The organism is Lysinibacillus sp. S1 (assembly GCF_044986265.1).
Taxonomy (GTDB): domain Bacteria; phylum Bacillota; class Bacilli; order Bacillales_A; family Planococcaceae; genus Lysinibacillus; species Lysinibacillus capsici.
Genome location: NZ_CP173154.1, coordinates 137452 through 152854 on the forward strand (window position 1 = coordinate 137452; position 15403 = coordinate 152854).

12 protein-coding genes are annotated in these 15403 nt (G+C 35.3%); 4 read left to right on the forward strand and 8 right to left on the reverse strand.

Annotated elements, in window-relative coordinates; translation table 11 throughout:
- Nucleotides 1–71: 71 nt before the first annotated feature.
- Nucleotides 72–986, reverse strand: coding sequence for a class I SAM-dependent methyltransferase (locus tag ACHZEU_RS00730; protein WP_404803900.1), 915 nt, complete (start codon nt 984–986; stop codon nt 72–74).
- Between the two features lie 134 nt (nt 987–1120).
- Between ACHZEU_RS00730 and ACHZEU_RS00735 the strand changes: the two genes are divergently transcribed.
- Nucleotides 1121–1555 (forward strand): hypothetical protein, encoded by a 435-nt coding sequence (locus ACHZEU_RS00735; RefSeq protein ID WP_404803901.1) that lies wholly within the window; start codon nt 1121–1123, stop codon nt 1553–1555.
- Between the two features lie 1382 nt (nt 1556–2937).
- Here ACHZEU_RS00735 and ACHZEU_RS00740 read toward each other — a convergent pair.
- The 3 genes from ACHZEU_RS00740 to ACHZEU_RS00750 all read right to left on the reverse strand — a co-directional run bounded on the left by ACHZEU_RS00740 (nt 2938) and on the right by ACHZEU_RS00750 (nt 6159).
- Nucleotides 2938–3672 carry a bifunctional 2-polyprenyl-6-hydroxyphenol methylase/3-demethylubiquinol 3-O-methyltransferase UbiG gene (locus ACHZEU_RS00740; RefSeq protein ID WP_048392554.1) on the reverse strand — a complete coding sequence of 245 codons (735 nt, stop codon included), beginning with the start codon at nt 3670–3672 and terminating at the stop codon, nt 2938–2940.
- Between the two features lie 294 nt (nt 3673–3966).
- Nucleotides 3967–4491 (reverse strand): hypothetical protein, encoded by a 525-nt coding sequence (locus tag ACHZEU_RS00745; protein ID WP_404803902.1) that lies wholly within the window; start codon nt 4489–4491, stop codon nt 3967–3969.
- A 243-nt stretch (nt 4492–4734) separates the two neighbouring features.
- Nucleotides 4735–6159, reverse strand: a complete 1425-nt coding sequence (locus ACHZEU_RS00750) for a VanZ family protein (RefSeq protein ID WP_404803903.1) — start codon at nt 6157–6159, stop codon at nt 4735–4737.
- A 398-nt stretch (nt 6160–6557) separates the two neighbouring features.
- On the opposite strand from ACHZEU_RS00750, the gene ACHZEU_RS00755 reads away from it, so the two are divergent.
- Nucleotides 6558–6719 (forward strand): hypothetical protein, encoded by a 162-nt coding sequence (locus ACHZEU_RS00755; RefSeq protein ID WP_279495215.1) that lies wholly within the window; start codon nt 6558–6560, stop codon nt 6717–6719.
- A gap of 463 nt (nt 6720–7182) precedes the next feature.
- Here the strand turns inward: ACHZEU_RS00755 and ACHZEU_RS00760 are convergent, their stop codons facing one another.
- Together ACHZEU_RS00760 and ACHZEU_RS00765 are read right to left on the reverse strand one after the other, a co-directional pair.
- On the reverse strand, nt 7183–7644 hold the full coding sequence (locus tag ACHZEU_RS00760; RefSeq protein ID WP_048392558.1) for a DinB family protein: 462 nt from the start codon (nt 7642–7644) through the stop codon (nt 7183–7185).
- Nucleotides 7645–7818: 174 nt separating this feature from the next.
- Nucleotides 7819–8022: a hypothetical protein gene (locus ACHZEU_RS00765; RefSeq protein WP_048392560.1), complete on the reverse strand. Its 204-nt coding sequence runs from the start codon at nt 8020–8022 to the stop codon at nt 7819–7821.
- A gap of 247 nt (nt 8023–8269) precedes the next feature.
- Here ACHZEU_RS00765 and ACHZEU_RS00770 point away from each other — a divergent pair, with 247 nt between their 5' ends.
- On the forward strand, nt 8270–8779 hold the full coding sequence (locus ACHZEU_RS00770) for a ClbS/DfsB family four-helix bundle protein (protein WP_115673276.1): 510 nt from the start codon (nt 8270–8272) through the stop codon (nt 8777–8779).
- Between the two features lie 749 nt (nt 8780–9528).
- Complete coding sequence (locus ACHZEU_RS00775) at nt 9529–13656, forward strand: chitobiase/beta-hexosaminidase C-terminal domain-containing protein (RefSeq protein WP_279495214.1); 4128 nt, start codon at nt 9529–9531, stop codon at nt 13654–13656.
- 125 nt (nt 13657–13781) lie between these two features.
- On the opposite strand, the gene ACHZEU_RS00780 is transcribed toward ACHZEU_RS00775, so the two are convergent.
- Both ACHZEU_RS00780 and ACHZEU_RS00785 read right to left on the reverse strand, forming a co-directional pair.
- A complete protein-coding gene (locus ACHZEU_RS00780) occupies nt 13782–13964 on the reverse strand; it encodes a hypothetical protein (protein WP_269898312.1) in 183 nt (60 codons plus the stop codon).
- A gap of 826 nt (nt 13965–14790) precedes the next feature.
- Complete coding sequence (locus tag ACHZEU_RS00785; protein ID WP_279495213.1) at nt 14791–15390, reverse strand: hypothetical protein; 600 nt, start codon at nt 15388–15390, stop codon at nt 14791–14793.
- Nucleotides 15391–15403 lie beyond the last annotated feature (13 nt).

The following is a 15403-nucleotide window of genomic DNA, read 5'->3' on the forward strand; positions in this document are numbered from 1 at the left end:
ATATTGAAATAGTTAATTGCCTGGGTAATAAAAAGAAAATTTAGAATTTTATAAAATTAAATGGGATGGACCTATTTTTTAACAATATGCATATAATGTATAGTTTCAAAAGCACATAAATAATCTGTTCGATTTTGAAAATACAGCTCTTGAATCGCTGTAGGAGATAGATGTTCATATATAAGCAAACCTAATCGATCTAGCATCCTCTCCATGTCCTCATAAGCATAGCATGATTTCATTGGTTCACCACCAACTGCGGCCATTTTGACCATGTTTTCTACTCTATTGGAGAGTCCTTTTTCCGTGAAGAGTGTTTCATCAGCATAATCCAAAACAATGGAACTACCTGATGGAACTAAGGCAAATAGATGATTGAGTAAACTTGCTAATTCATCTTTTGTTAAATAATAGGACACACCTAACAGACTAAAAAATGTTTTTTTAGATTGAAAGCCTTGCTCTGAAAATAATTGAGATTGAAATTGCTTTGTAAAATCCATCGGTACAAAATGCAGATGATTCAAGAGGGGGAGAGAAGCTTCCTGTAATCTTTTCATTTTGGATGCCTGTGTTGCGGGATAATCCACCTCAAAAATTTCTAGCATGGTTTGCCCTTGCTGCTGACGATACGGAAAAGTATCAAAGCCAGCACCTAAGATGACATATTGCTCGACACCAAGCTGTATTTCGCTATGCAAGACCCTTTCACAATAAGCAGCACGTGCCAAAGGAGTCGGTGAGAGTTGAACTTGTGTAATCCATTTTATTAATTMCTTTGAATTGTCTTTAAACTTTGTAGCGATATCTTTATTAAAAAATGCAATGCCTTGTATCAAATTAGCTTGGATATTTTGATATTCTTCTTGTGAAATCAATTCCTTGGCTATATAATCATCAAAAATTTTCGGTGTATCAAATTGGCTATGGTAGGCTCTACTAAAGGCAGCCACTAATGAAGTGATACTAGATTCCTGTTGATTCATACCAACACTCCTTAACAAAAAATAGGATTCCCCTGGCCAGGAGAATCCTATTATATATAATATTTATTTAAATGTAAATTTTATCATAAAAACATTTTTTTGTCAAGTTTTAGATACTGAGAAAGAGGAGTAATATGAAAAAATTTAAAATAGGCTTATCTTTACTCTTAGCAGTAATTGTTAGTGTTATGCTCATTACATGGAAAGATCAAAGCTATTCTGCTATTGATCTATTAGAAAATGCTAATTTTCATGTGGAAAATTCCACTGTTATGCTACATCGTATAGATACAGATACAGAAGATATCTTTTCTGAAATGAAAATATCAAAAGAAACACAGCAAGAATTGATACAGTCTTTTCAACAGGCAACATTCAAAAAAACAGCCATAAAAACTAGTGATTACGATTACCGAATGACAATTTCACTCAATACAAGCTACCCGATGTTCATTGATTCTAAAAATAAAATATTGGTTCTCCTTAACACAAATGAAAGCTTTGAACTGATAAAAGATCACGCTTTTTTTAGTCTTTTAGAAAAAGCAACGGAAGATTCACAGAATTAGTTAGTATCCAATACAAGCTAAATAAGTAGGGATACAGCATAGATATTCCCTATGAATTATGTAGATGAACCAACTGGAAATGGTGAATTTCACACCTCCTTTTATAGTGACCATTCTGATGAAGAACTCGGTATCTGATATGCGGTGAAAAATAAAGGCACACAACAATTTAACTGGAGTGTCACGGCTTCGGGGGAAAGATAGGGTAAAGGTAGAGTAACAAATATCTTTACTGGAAAAAGACCTACATAAGTCAGAGGAGCGTGTGCTATAGATGGAGATGACGGCGTGTTTGATTTGCCATTTAATTAGTAGAGTAAAAAATTTTTAAGAATGTGTAACTTTTTAAAACATCAGCCGTCTAACTCATCGGTAGAATACAAAGAACTAAAGCAAACTAGTAACATTCACTTTTCACAAAAGGGCCAGGATCCACATTTTTTCGTGTTTCCTGGTCTTTTTGTGGTGGTAGTCCTATAATTTAACGAAAAAATAAAGAATTTATGAAACCTTTAGCCTGTTCATTCGTATTGTAATTTGAATCTAAAGCTAGACAAGATTTAGTAAGATTCACTTTCACTTAAAAGACTAGAGCTTACATCATCATGTGAGAGTCTAGTCTTTTTTGTATGGTTGTTCAGATATTGTTCAGTATAATATGTTAATCTATGAATGAAGATATTTCATAGTCTTCAACCTAAACGCAAAATGGCCAGTTCTCTTTAAAAGAGTGACTGGTCTTTTTGTTTAATGTTCCTTTACAGACTTGATTCTTCAGCATATTTTATGAATAGCACGAAAAATTAGTAACTTCACCTATCATAGTTAAAACCATAGAGACCTGTAAGGTTGTAACAGCGCATGTCTTGCTTGTACTGCTTTTCAATCACTATGCGAGAATGATGAAGTGGATTTCATGCTTTTAGCAGAAATTTTTCAGTTAGAGCTGGGGGAGCATTGTTATCAATTTCAGTTTGTAGAAACATACTTTAAATTATGTGAAAATAGCAAATAGTCACCCACCTATACAGTGGGGCTGTCATTGGTAAATGACCCTGTGTCATGAGCTATCGTTAGTCAGTCATGAGATTTCATTATTTCTTATTTTAATGAAACTAAGAAAGACTTAAAATTTGATAGAATGATTTATTTTCTCGAAAAAGCATTAATTCCCCCTAAAATCCTATTGGAAAATATTTTAACTTGTTCAGCGCCTCAAGTTGTCGTAGTATTATAACGAATCAAAACTAAGTAAGTTAGTAAGATTCACTTTCACAATAAAACCAGGTGCTCCCCAAAAGAGAGCATCTGGTTTTTTGTTTATATACGATATAGCTGTATACTTAGCGATACCCGATCCATATTGCCTAAGCACACAGTGATTATTTTTTCTCAGCTGCAATGATTAAAAACATAGGTCTCCGTAGTTCATCCTGCATGTCCGGAATATTTTTTAGCATTTCCTCTGAAGGCATAGGTTCCTTCACCGCACTTATCGTAAATCCAGCTTGTATTAAGACATTCATATAAGTAGACAGTGTGCGATGGTATTTAATAACATTTTCGGTAAGGAAGGTCGTTTCTCGAATGCCTTCTGTCTGATAATGATCAACTGCCCAATGCAGGCGGTTGCCATTCTCATCGTATACCCAATCTTGTTCATTGCGTGATGTGTATATAGGATGCTCTACAGAGAAGACAAATGAACCATTAGGTTTTAGATAAGCATAAACCTTCTTACAAAGTGCTTCGAAGGATTGTACATAGTGAATCGCTAATGAACTAATTACTACATCAAATTGAGAAGCGGAGAAATGGATATCTTCGATCGGCATCTTTAAATAGGTAATAAAAGGATCATTCGTTTTTTCCTGCGCTTTTTGCAGCATTTTTTCTGATAAATCCACACCAATTACTGATTTTGCCTGTTGTTCACGGGCATAGCGACAATGCCAGCCGAAGCCACAGCCTAGATCAAGTACGGTCTTATCCTGGAAATCTGGAAGAAGTGCTTTTAATACGTGCCATTCACCTGCCGCGTCTAGTCCTTGAACAGAACGTGGCATTTTTTCATATTCGGAAAAGAAATTGATTTCATCATATTTATTTTGTTTCATGTATAGAACACTCCTATCAATTAAGTTCGCCCCCTAAATCTACTGACAACCTAGGAGGCTAGCTATCTTCTTCTAACCATTGTTCCACCTCATGTAACTATTTTTTTTACTATAACACATGATCATKCAGGCGTACCTAAAAAATAGGAGAAGAACAGACTTGGCGTCACTTGATTATGAGTAAGAAATAAATAATAAGTATTAGAGGAAGCCGAATACACTCCTCGTCAAATCAAAAAGATCCCATCTCTAAAATTTAGAGATGAGAGCTACTGTCCTTTATATACTTTTAATCTAACTACTCAATTGAACAATCGTTAAGGAGCGGTTAGCATAACTAGCGACGAAGGAATCTGAAGCTGCACTGGCTCCCACCAAATCCCCTGCGGCTAATGTAGCTTGGACCACATAGGCCGAGCTACTTCTATTGACAACATTAAAGACTGCAATGCCGTTTAGAAAAATCGGTTGACCATTGACGGTAATGCTAACTGTGAAAAATGGTTGATCAGGATCAGGGGCTGCTGTTGCTTGCGAATTAATCGAAATGGTGATTTGATAGACACCGTCATTTTGAACGACCAATTCATTCCCAGATGGGCTAACCGTAACATTTGATAGCGGACCAACCACTTGGAAAGTGACGGGTGTTGGATCAGGTGATAAAGGGCCCAATGTATCTCCTCTAAGGGATCCGTACGCTAAAACACTTCGATCTGGTGAAGGRACAGGAACAACAGGACCAGGAAGCGCAACAATTTTTGGAAAATATTTCATTTCATTTGGACAACAGTTCTGACATGTATGTTTACCGAACATTCTCTAACCCTCCTTTATGCTCTCAATATAAATATTATATTCAACTCTCTTATCTTTAATTGAACGGACACCTAGGCTACAGATTAGATAAAATCTAAAAACACTAGTATTTTTAAGTAGTTATTTGTTGWTGGTGTCCATTTTGTTAGAAGTATTCCAAAGTTTGAGATGTTATTTCAACTCATATAAAAAGAAAGCCCAGTATCAAGTCTGGGCTTTCCTTAGTTAGCGGTATCAAAAAAGCTACTTTCTCGCCTGAATCAAGGTGAACCAACTTTTTCCATTGAATGTACCAGAAACTCTGTATATGGGTTGATAGAAATCTTTTGTATCATACATATACGAGAGCTCTATTAAATCGACAGTAAGCTGATCGCCTTTTTTTATCAACAGTTCTTCTTCTGTTACGAGTGCATTATATTTTATCTGTGGAAATTTGCCATTTTTAATTCGCTCATACACCTCTGCAGGTGACAAAATATTTACTTCACGGATCAATTGATGCTCATGAATATTATACGATAATGAATACAAACTACCATCTGGCTTCAAACCGAGCTCTACCTCACCAAGCCAATAATCTTGGTTCAATTCAGCTTGGTCAGGAAGCGTCCATTCAAATACGCCATTATCCAAAGCTGTAAACTCCCCATCTTTAGGAAGGAGAGAAAGCTCATGCATCATACTCTTTGCCTTCTTCACAAGTGTCTCTTGCACAGCTAAAGAAGGTTGTACGGGCGTATAAAGATCTTCTGTTAGCGACCAATTACCCTCTGAATTAATAAATAGCGTATACGAGTTCTCGGCTTTATCTTTCAATAAGAGCTCACGATCACCACTAATATCCTGCCGACTTAACTCAGATAAATCCAATTTCTTTTGCAACAAAGTCTCAACTTCATCTGTATGAATTATTTTTTTATACACGGGGGCAACGGTAGATGCTGTATGTAAATCTAATGAGGTTATTACATCAACATCCGACATATTTGATTTTGTGTAGGCATTAATTGCTAAATGACCAAATTCCTGTTGAGCGTAGACAATCATCATGCCAATAAAAATCAAACCCATCATGAGAGGAATGGCTAGGTTTCCGATCAAACTTTTCATTTTTATTTTTTTATGCTGAACAATAGAAGATCCTAGTCTATATAACTGGTATCCAATAATCCCACCAAGCGAGTTGTTGATTAAGTCATCAAGCTCGAAAATCCCTGCTCCAGTAAGTGTTTGATACGTTTCAATGGATAAGGTTGCCATCACCACTACAGGAAGAATCCATTTAAACAATTTAAATTTAGAGAAAAGTAAAGGTAAGAAAATGCCTAGTGGCACAAACATTAAAATGTTAAAAATACAATTTTGAAGATCACGTAACGAGTATTTCTTCCATGCATCTATATAGCCACTAAATGGTTGGAGATTCATTTGCATGAAATGGGAAGAACCACGTCCAAAAATCGTTAGTTCACACACAAATACAATATAGCCGATAAAGAGTGCTACAAGTATCAGTTGCTTAAAGTTTATTTTTTTTCGATTTGACTGTTGTTTTTTATGATAGAGGAAATAATAAAGTCCAATAAGTAAGAACTCAGCACCAACTATAAGGATGACTGGCAACATTAAAATTCGAATGTTATTCATAATATCTGTAACGCCCAAGACAAGATGCTCCTAACTATGKTAATCTATTGTCGACTTTTCTTATTGTAAATGGTAATTATTAATAATTATTGAGAAAAATTATGAAGATTTCTTAAGATTTTGTAGCATACCTAATTGAGGGAAAATGCTTTTATTTTCCGTGAAAAAGGGGAGGAACAGTCTAGGGATTATCAACAAAGTTTGTGAAAATTGCACGTTTAGAGGCAAAGATAAACCTTGCTGTTTCGATTTATCAGCATAATTTTATGGGCAATAAAGTATAGGTAGGCATTTTTTATAAGACTTCCGTTGTATTGTCTTGTCAGTCCTTGTAATCAAAATTGACATAAACAATTGTCAGAAAATATCAATATACCCTATAATAAATAAAAAAGCTGAGAATAAGAGGTGAACTTATGGGGAAACCAGTAGATTACAATCTATTTCCGGGTTATCAAAACACACTTGACTCCAGACTTGATGAACGTAAGGAAGAATTTATTGAGGAACTAGAAAGAGCAAAAATTGATGGACATATACTTGAATTTGAGAAAACACCAGAAGAATTGCCCCAATAGTAAGAGCAAAGCATCTTGAAAAAAGATGCTTTTTTCTTTTATTTGGAGCTTGTTTATATGTATAAATTGGGCTTTTCACTGCAAGGAACTCTGCCTTTTTAAGCGATAATAATTGAGAGAAATGTCAATAATCAATAGGATGTAGAGTACACTAAATACATTTAAAATTAACGAAGGCAGAGGGAAAATGACCTCTCTAATCAATATTAACCAAATAGTGGTTGATACTAAAACAATCGCATCCAATAAAATAACCATAGTATGTTTGTAGGCTTTAAAAATAAAATTAAATACAACTAGCCTTACTATAAGTGGCGTTGTTAAGAAAAATGAATAGATCTGTGTAATTTCTTCTAGGCTCACATGCATCTCCCTTTGGTGTTATTTGAGTTAAATAAGCGGCAACAAATAAAAATAGGACTATTAACAGTAGTCCTATTTTAAGAGTATAGCATATAAATGTCTATTTTTCCATTTTACGTAAATAGGCGAGCTGTCCAATATGATAGGCATTATGGGTAGCGGCATTAGATATGATGGCCCACCATTGCGCTTTCACAGGGAACCCATTTACGATAGATAAAAGTTGCTCTTCCTCAATTAATTCTTGCCACGTAAGTAGGATATGTAATAACTTTTCTTTTAATTCATAGAAAGTTACCTCCTCTTTAACTAGAAACGTATTCGCATTATTTGTTTGCGAAGGAGCCTTCACTTGATTTTCTCGATACCGTATTTGCCAAATTTCATTCCAGTAGATTAGATGCTGGACAATTTCAGCCATACTATGGCTAGAAGAATCGGGTTTCCAAAAGGCTTCTGCTTCAGATAACCCTTCTACGACTTCAGAAAATGAGATATACCAACTTGGGTCATTTGCATTAGCTAAAAGTTGATCTAACAAAATGGTCTTAGCCTCCATCATTCACGTTCCTTTCTTCAAAGTAATTTATTGAATAGTATAACATTTTAAGTTTTAATATACCGATAAAATAGTAGTTCTGACTAGCTTTTATGAATGCAACAATAAAAAAGCTGCAGCTTATTAGAGCTACAGCAAATATAGATGCGGATTTTAACACTAGTTAAATCAGGCAAATCAGCTTCTATTTTCAGCTTTTTCCGATTCTTCTTTTTTACTTCTAAGTAGTAATGCCATGAATAAGAAACTGGCCACCCAAAAGGCAAAGAATAAATTTTCTAGCAAAGCCCAATGACCATTTTTAATATAATTCCAAATGGTTGTAAATAAAAAAATAATGATGAAGAATGCGATATATAAGCATTTTCCGAATGTAGTCACTTCAAGCACCTCTATTATTAATCATCACACATAAGAAAAGAAGAACGTAATAAAACCCTCTGTTTCACTCGTTATGGGTAATACACTCAAGGTTAGTGTGTGTAAATTTTGGTTACTTATACATCCACCGAAAAAATAGAAGGTAACACTTACCATATAACAACTTTTTTAAAAAAAATTTCAAAATTAGCGTATTCGCGTTATGTTAGACTGAACTTAAGAAATAGGTGGAAGGGACGGAAATAGAGTGAGACAGTATGCCAACAAAGAAGAATTGATTAGTACGATTAACGAAAAGTATAAAAAATATATTGCCGAATTTCATGATATACCAGAAATCTTGAAAAACAAACGGATTAAAGAAGTTGATAAAACGCCATCTGAAAATCTTTCTTATCAACTTGGTTGGATAAATCTTTTGCTTCACTGGGAGCAAAAAGAACAAAAGTGCGAAGAAGTACATACACCTGCAGAAGGCTATAAATGGAATAATCTAAGTGGATTGTATAACTCTTTTTATAAACAATACGGAGAGTACTCTTTGAAGGAACAACAAGCAATGCTTAATGAAGCTGTCAATCATTTATGTGAGTGGTTAAATACCCTTTCAGAAAAGGAATTATTTGAAGTTGATCAAAGACGATGGGCAAAAACACAAGCTAATTGGCCCGTTTGGAAGTGGGTTCATATTAACTCAGTTGCTCCATTTACAAATTTCAGAACCAAAATTCGAAAATGGAAGAAGATGAACCTTTAAAAGATTAGATGTTCCTTACTATAACAAACCAAACGAATTGACTTTAGCCTTCCACAAATGGAGGGCTTTTTATTATCCACTATGACAACAAGTGCGATGGGTTATGGTACGTTTTACTGTATCTCGATGCTTCATATGAAGGAGGTGGAAGGGAATCAATCAAGCAACAATCTTTCAGCGAGCTGCTATTATGGTGTCATGTCAGTCCTTCTCTACAAAAGTAGTGAAGTTTTTTTATGCCGCCGGAACTGAGCTGGTACATTAGCTCATACGAAAATGTAATTACATAATATAAAACTACTATTCGAATGACTATTGTAAAAGATAAATATGTACTATTTTACATAGAATTTAGAATATTCATATTAAATAACAAAGTATTTATTATTTTTCTGTTAAAATTATTATGTTAAACAATATTTTGGTATTGTTTGATAATTACCGATAATTTTGTTAAGAGGATTTAAAACTTATCTTTACTAAACAGGAATAGGGAGGGATTACGCAAAGTATGAGTAGGTGGGGAAATCCAAGTATTTGAACGCATTAACAGCTTCAGCGGTTGTAGTAACACCGATTGCACTGGTAGTACAGGTACTATTTCGGGAGATTTAATCATTTATGCACCGAATGTAACCCTCTCTTTAGATGGGTTAACCGTTGTAGGGAACACAGTAATTGAATAATAACTTCCATGTAAAACCTAAGGAAAAGATTATTTTAGACTAAAATCATAAGGAGCTAAGCGAATGAAGAAATATGAATGTAATGTCGTTACCAAAATAGCGTTATCATTTTTACTTGTAATCTCTATGATTTCACCTTACTTCACAGTTGTAAAGGCCGAAACGACAGAAGCAATTGGAGTGGGGGAAGCGGTCAATCAATTTGATCCAACCGCAGTAAAGAGTAATGTTACTGTAGAGGGATATATAGTAGGGTTCGCCAAAAGTGAAACTTCTTATTCTGTGATAGCAGATAGTGACACAAATATTGCGATTGCTGATACACCAGATGAAACAGATGTCACGAAAATGCTGTATATTCAATTACCAAGCTCCTATAGAGCCAATTTTGGATTATTTACTAACCCAAGTAATCTTGGGAAAAAAGTTAGAATAACAGGTTCACTGGAAAAATATTTTGGCAACCATGCAGGGCTAAAATCACCAACTTCAATGGAGTTTGTTGGGGACGATACTACTGAACCAAATCCTCCCGAGACAGCAACAATTGCCGAAGCTCGTGCAGCTGTTGGAACAGACCGCACAGTTCAAATTCAAGGGACGGTTACGACATTACCTGGTAGCTGGGGAGGCAAGGCCTTCTATGTACAGGATGAGACAGCAGGGGTATATGTCTTCTCTAGTTCTGCAGAAGCAGGGAGCTTAGCTGTTGGAGATATTGTCGGCATCACAGGGAAAACTAGTTTATATAGTGGAGAAGTTCAATTTAATTCACCGACAATTGAACGGATTTCTACAGGGACGGCACCTACACCGCAGACAGTAAATTTACCGATTGCGGATGATAGCACACAAGGAAGATTAATCACACTTGAAAATGTGAAGATTAAAGATTTAGCGCCATCTGGTACGTATGGTACATTTGAATTTAAAGCAGTCGATGCAGCAAATAACGAGCTGTTAATTCGCCATGATAACCGTACAGGCTATCAGTTCTCTCAGTTTGAAGCAGATGGTTTCAATAACAATGATGTCATCACAGTGACAGGGATTGCGTCAATTTTTAACGGGACCTATCAATTAAAAACGTTAAGCGCGGAAAGCTTCCAATTAGTATCAAACTATGAGCCAACACAAGTAGAGAATATTAAGGCTTTACCAGCAACAGGCGAAGTTTATGCAGGAACGAAAGTAACATTATCTACAAATACCCCAAATGCAACCATCTATTACACAATCGATGGTTCTGAACCGTCAGTAGCTAGTGAGGTTTATGATGCAGCAGCGGGGATTGTTATAAATGAAGCCATGACTATAAAAGCATTTGCTACTGCAACAGGCCTAGACGATAGTGACATTGCATCCTTTGATTATACGGTTAAAGAAGAGCCAACTGTTATATCTATTACGGAAGCTCGTAATAAAGAAATCGGGCAAACTGTTATCGTATCAGGGATCGTGACAGCAAAATTAGAAACGGCTACAGCGCACATTCAAGATGAAGATGGGGCGGCGATAGCCATTTATCCTGTGGATAGTCTTGCCGCAAATGTCGGTGATCGAGTGACGGTGCAAGGACGAGTAGATGAATATAGCGGTCTAAAGCAATTAACGAATATTTCACTTGTTGGTATGCCTGTTCCTTCGACAATACCAGAGCCACATCTTATTAAAAGTAATGAGGTTGCGGAAGACAATGAATCGAAACTAGTTACAATTAAAAATGTTACTATTACTGGTTCGGGTCAAAACTTTACAGGTACTGACGAAGTAGGCCCATTTGCTATTTACGATAAAACAAGAGATTCTGGTTTAGTGAGTGGAAAAACTTATGGGGAAATTACAGGGATTGTTGGTCAATATACAAACCATCAATTGCTCCCTCTTCGCGTTATTGAAGATGTAACAAAGGTGCAGGATATCAAAGCTTCTCACGTCGGGGGCGTAACAGCTGGCACGAAAGTCTCCCTTTCTACAATGACGGAAGGAGCAACGATTTATTACACAGTGGATGGCTCAACGCCAACAACAGCTAGTGCAAAGTATACAGAGGAAATCCTTGTTAATAAACCAATGACGCTTAAAGCGATTGCAGTGAAAGAAGGATTAACGAACAGTGCAATTGCTACATTTGTTTATGAAATTATTGATACTAAAAATGCCAAGATTAGCGATATTCAAGGGGCAAGCCATAAATCACCATATGTCGATTTAACAGTAAATGATGTGGCGGGAATTGTAACATTCGTTTTAAATTCAACTAGCTTTATTATGCAAGAAAACGAGTCGTCATTTGATGGCGTAAAATCAACTGCTATCAAAGTAAATAAGACAGGACATAATGTAGCAGTAGGGGACGTTATTAACGTTTCAGGAAATGTAGTTGAGGCGGGTGGCAACTCTCGATTGACAGATACACAAATTGCAGCAACAAATATTACAAAAACAGGTATAGCAGGAACTCCAGAAGCCCTTGTGATAGGGGAGGATCTGTTGCCACCAAATAAAATTATCGATAATGATAGTTTTGCAATTTTTGACCCACAAGAAGATGGCATCGATTTTTGGGAATCTATCGAGTATATGCTGGTATCATTCCCGGATGCGAGAGTAATAGGACCGATTTATAATAATGATTCTCCAATTGTTGTACCGAGCACAACTAATAATACATTCAATGTGAATGGTGGTTTAAATATAGCGGCCGATGATTATAACCCAGAAAAAATTATGCTTGAAGGGGTAGCTGGTAAAAATTATGATTCAGGTGATCGTTTTAATGATGCCCTTATCGGATTTGTAGAGAATTTTACAGATGGCTATCGACTGAACACAAATAAAGTCTTCCCAGAAGTGACAAAAGCGAATCTTCAGCAAGAAGTGACGCATCTTGAACCAGTAGCGGACAAGTTAAATATCGCTTCCTATAATATCGAAAACTTTTCAAATAATCCTGCCAATACAACAAACGAAAAAGTAGCCAGAATTGCAGGGACATTTGTGAATAATATGAAATCACCAGATATTATTACATTAGTCGAAGTTCAAGATAATGATGGACAAACTGATTCAGGAAATGCGGATGCATCGGAAAGCTATATGCGATTAATTCATGCAATTAAAGCTGCGGGTGGTCCTGCGTATGATTGGATTGATGTCATGCCAATTAACAATACAGTAGGTGGTGCACCTGGCGGTAATATTCGTGTAGGTTACCTATATAATCCAGAACGTGTTTCATTAGTGTCAGGTATAAAAGGGATGGGTGACCAAACCAATACGTGGACAGCAGATGGAAGTCTCGCTTTAAATCCTGGCTTTGTTGATCCATCAAAATTTGTAGATACACGAAAACCAATTGCAGCCGAATTTGAATTCCAGAAAGAACGTGTAGTGATTATCGGAGCTCACCTAAACTCTAAAGGTGGAGATGGTTCACTTTGGGGACCAACTCAGCCACCAGTGCTAGAATCAGTAAAGAAACGTATTCAGCTTGCTCAAGCCATCAATGATTTTATCGATGAAGGACTTGCCATTAATCCAGATTTAAATATCATTGTAGCAGGGGACATGAATGACTTTGAATTCACACCAGCTCTTCAAACGTTAAAGGGTGATGTTTTAACGAATATGATAGATAAAGCCCCGGAGCAAGATCGTTTTACGTACTTCTTCCAAGGAAACAATCAAGTGTTGGATCATATTTTAGTTTCGAATAAGCTTGCTGACGTTACAGAAATTGACTTGATTCATATAAATGCGAACTTTACAGAAGCACAAGGCCGTGCATCAGATCATGACCCAGTATTAGTTCAAATTGATTTGAAAGCAGACAATGAGGAAATACCAACACCAATAACACCTGAAAATGTATACAATTTTGATAACTACAAAACAGGTAAACTGATCATGAATCGCCCAAGCATTTCGCTATCGTTAGGGAAAAATACGAATATTAAAAATGGAATTGCGGTATTTAGTGAATATGCTGAATTCCATGGGGAAGGATTTGCGGATAAAACAGTAACGATTAGTCCAAAAAAAGGAAATGCGATTATTGACTTTAAAGGTACGAAAATTGGTGAAATTATTATCGAAGGAAAAAATGTAAAAGAAATACGAAATTTACCTGATGGAGCGACCATTACGTATACTAAAGGGGCTTCGGCAGAGGAAATTGAATTTAAGTAGTATCTAAAAAACAATCCAGCACTAGTCTATATTGATTTGGTGCTGGGTTGTTTGCTAATTAACCTATAACACTGAAAAGTTGTTCATTAATCAAAAAATAACCAAGTGTCCATATGATTACTTGGTTATTTTTTACTTTTTATAAAGCCCATATTAGGAAAAATAAATTTTAAACCGATAATTAAAGCAAAGAACCCTGAAATCCTTAATGTTACATTTGTAAATGTCTCTCCATTTTCAGTGATATTCATTAGTAAACTGCCAAAGGAAATAAAAATAAATCCAATCAAAGCAGAAATATATTTCAATCTATCATCCCCTTATTTAAATAAGCACTAATTTTTACTCCACTCCCAAAGCAGTTTCTTTTTATCAAAGATTAGCATCCAACCTTTCTTTCAATACAATTATTTCAGTTGGAGGTAAATGAGGGACGCATTGTATCTATAAGAGTAACTACTCATGCTTAATGCATAAAACTATTTATAAGTATACCCCACTTAAAAGGATTTATAGAAGTTTAGATGGTAGTGAATATATTAGAAAAATCACTATTTATCTTAACCATCAAGAAAAGGATCCCTCTTTTTTTCAACGTTCCAATTTCCTTAGATCAAAACTCGACCAAATCAATATTTTGTGCAGATGAAAGAATGAATGACTATGGGAAACGAAAAAAGCATTGCAACGAAGCAATGCTAAGTACGTGGAGTTTTTGACAACCTTACTACATTAAAAACAAAGCCTATAACTCCACAAATAAAGAAAATATAGGCTACTAGTATGGACATAACTTCTAAGTTGTTAGTGAATATCCTGTATCCTCCTAAAGTAAATAAAGCCAAACTGCCAACCGAACTAAGTAATATTTTATTTTTGTCAGTCAACACACACACCTCCAAATAATGGTATGTATATAGGTTAACACAAAATGTATTTTTAGTTAACCTATTCTATGTTTATTGGTGAGTGTCATAAAAACAAAGAAACTTTACTGTACACTTTGAGTATTATCAAGACTAAAATCGAAAAAAATTAAATAAATTAATGGACCAAACATATTTTATATGACTAATATGTTTGGTCTTTATCTATTTAAAATATCGAATCTTAATGTACTTTAATAAAGTCTTTTCAAAAATAATAAAGACCTTTATAAATGTTAGTCATTTTATTCAACAAAAGGGCTGTATAAATAGTTCTCAGAAAACGTGCAACGGGAGATTTACCTATATCGTCTTTCTGGAGCTTTCTTCTTCTTATTTGTTGAGTTTGGATTCCTTTTTCATTCAACCAAAATATATACTCTCGTTCTGCTTTTTCAATATCCAATTCCAACATTGATGATAGTTTGGGGTACTTTTCGTTTATGAACTCCGTCACTCGTCTTAATGGCGGTTGATTTACAAAGGCATACGTGATTGACCAATAATCGTTAAATAAATGTTGGTAATAGACATATTTCACTTCTAAGTTAACCAAAGGATTATTGAATCGAAAATGAACATTTTGGTTTGAATGCTTATAGTTCTCTACCTCTTCTTTAAATTGTTTAATTTTACCTATATCGTTGATTTTCCATTTGTCATTGACGAGGAAATAGGGATTACTTATTTGTTCAACCAAAACCGAGCCATCCTCGTGTATTACTTTATCAAAATAAGTTGAAAGTTCACTTTCTAAGCCTTCATGAAATCCTATTTCTTCTGATCCAATAATCTTCATTTGTTTCATCTAAGTAACTCCT

Coding starts and splice junctions, on each gene's coding strand:
- ACHZEU_RS00775 (WP_279495214.1), top strand. CDS start 9,529: ATGAAGAAATATGAATGTAATGTCGTTACCAAAATAGCGTTATCATTT.
- ACHZEU_RS00785 (WP_279495213.1), bottom strand. CDS start 15,390: ATGAAACAAATGAAGATTATTGGATCAGAAGAAATAGGATTTCATGAA.
- ACHZEU_RS00760 (WP_048392558.1), bottom strand. CDS start 7,644: ATGATGGAGGCTAAGACCATTTTGTTAGATCAACTTTTAGCTAATGCA.
- ACHZEU_RS00755 (WP_279495215.1), top strand. CDS start 6,558: ATGGGGAAACCAGTAGATTACAATCTATTTCCGGGTTATCAAAACACA.
- ACHZEU_RS00735 (WP_404803901.1), top strand. CDS start 1,121: ATGAAAAAATTTAAAATAGGCTTATCTTTACTCTTAGCAGTAATTGTT.
- ACHZEU_RS00740 (WP_048392554.1), bottom strand. CDS start 3,672: ATGAAACAAAATAAATATGATGAAATCAATTTCTTTTCCGAATATGAA.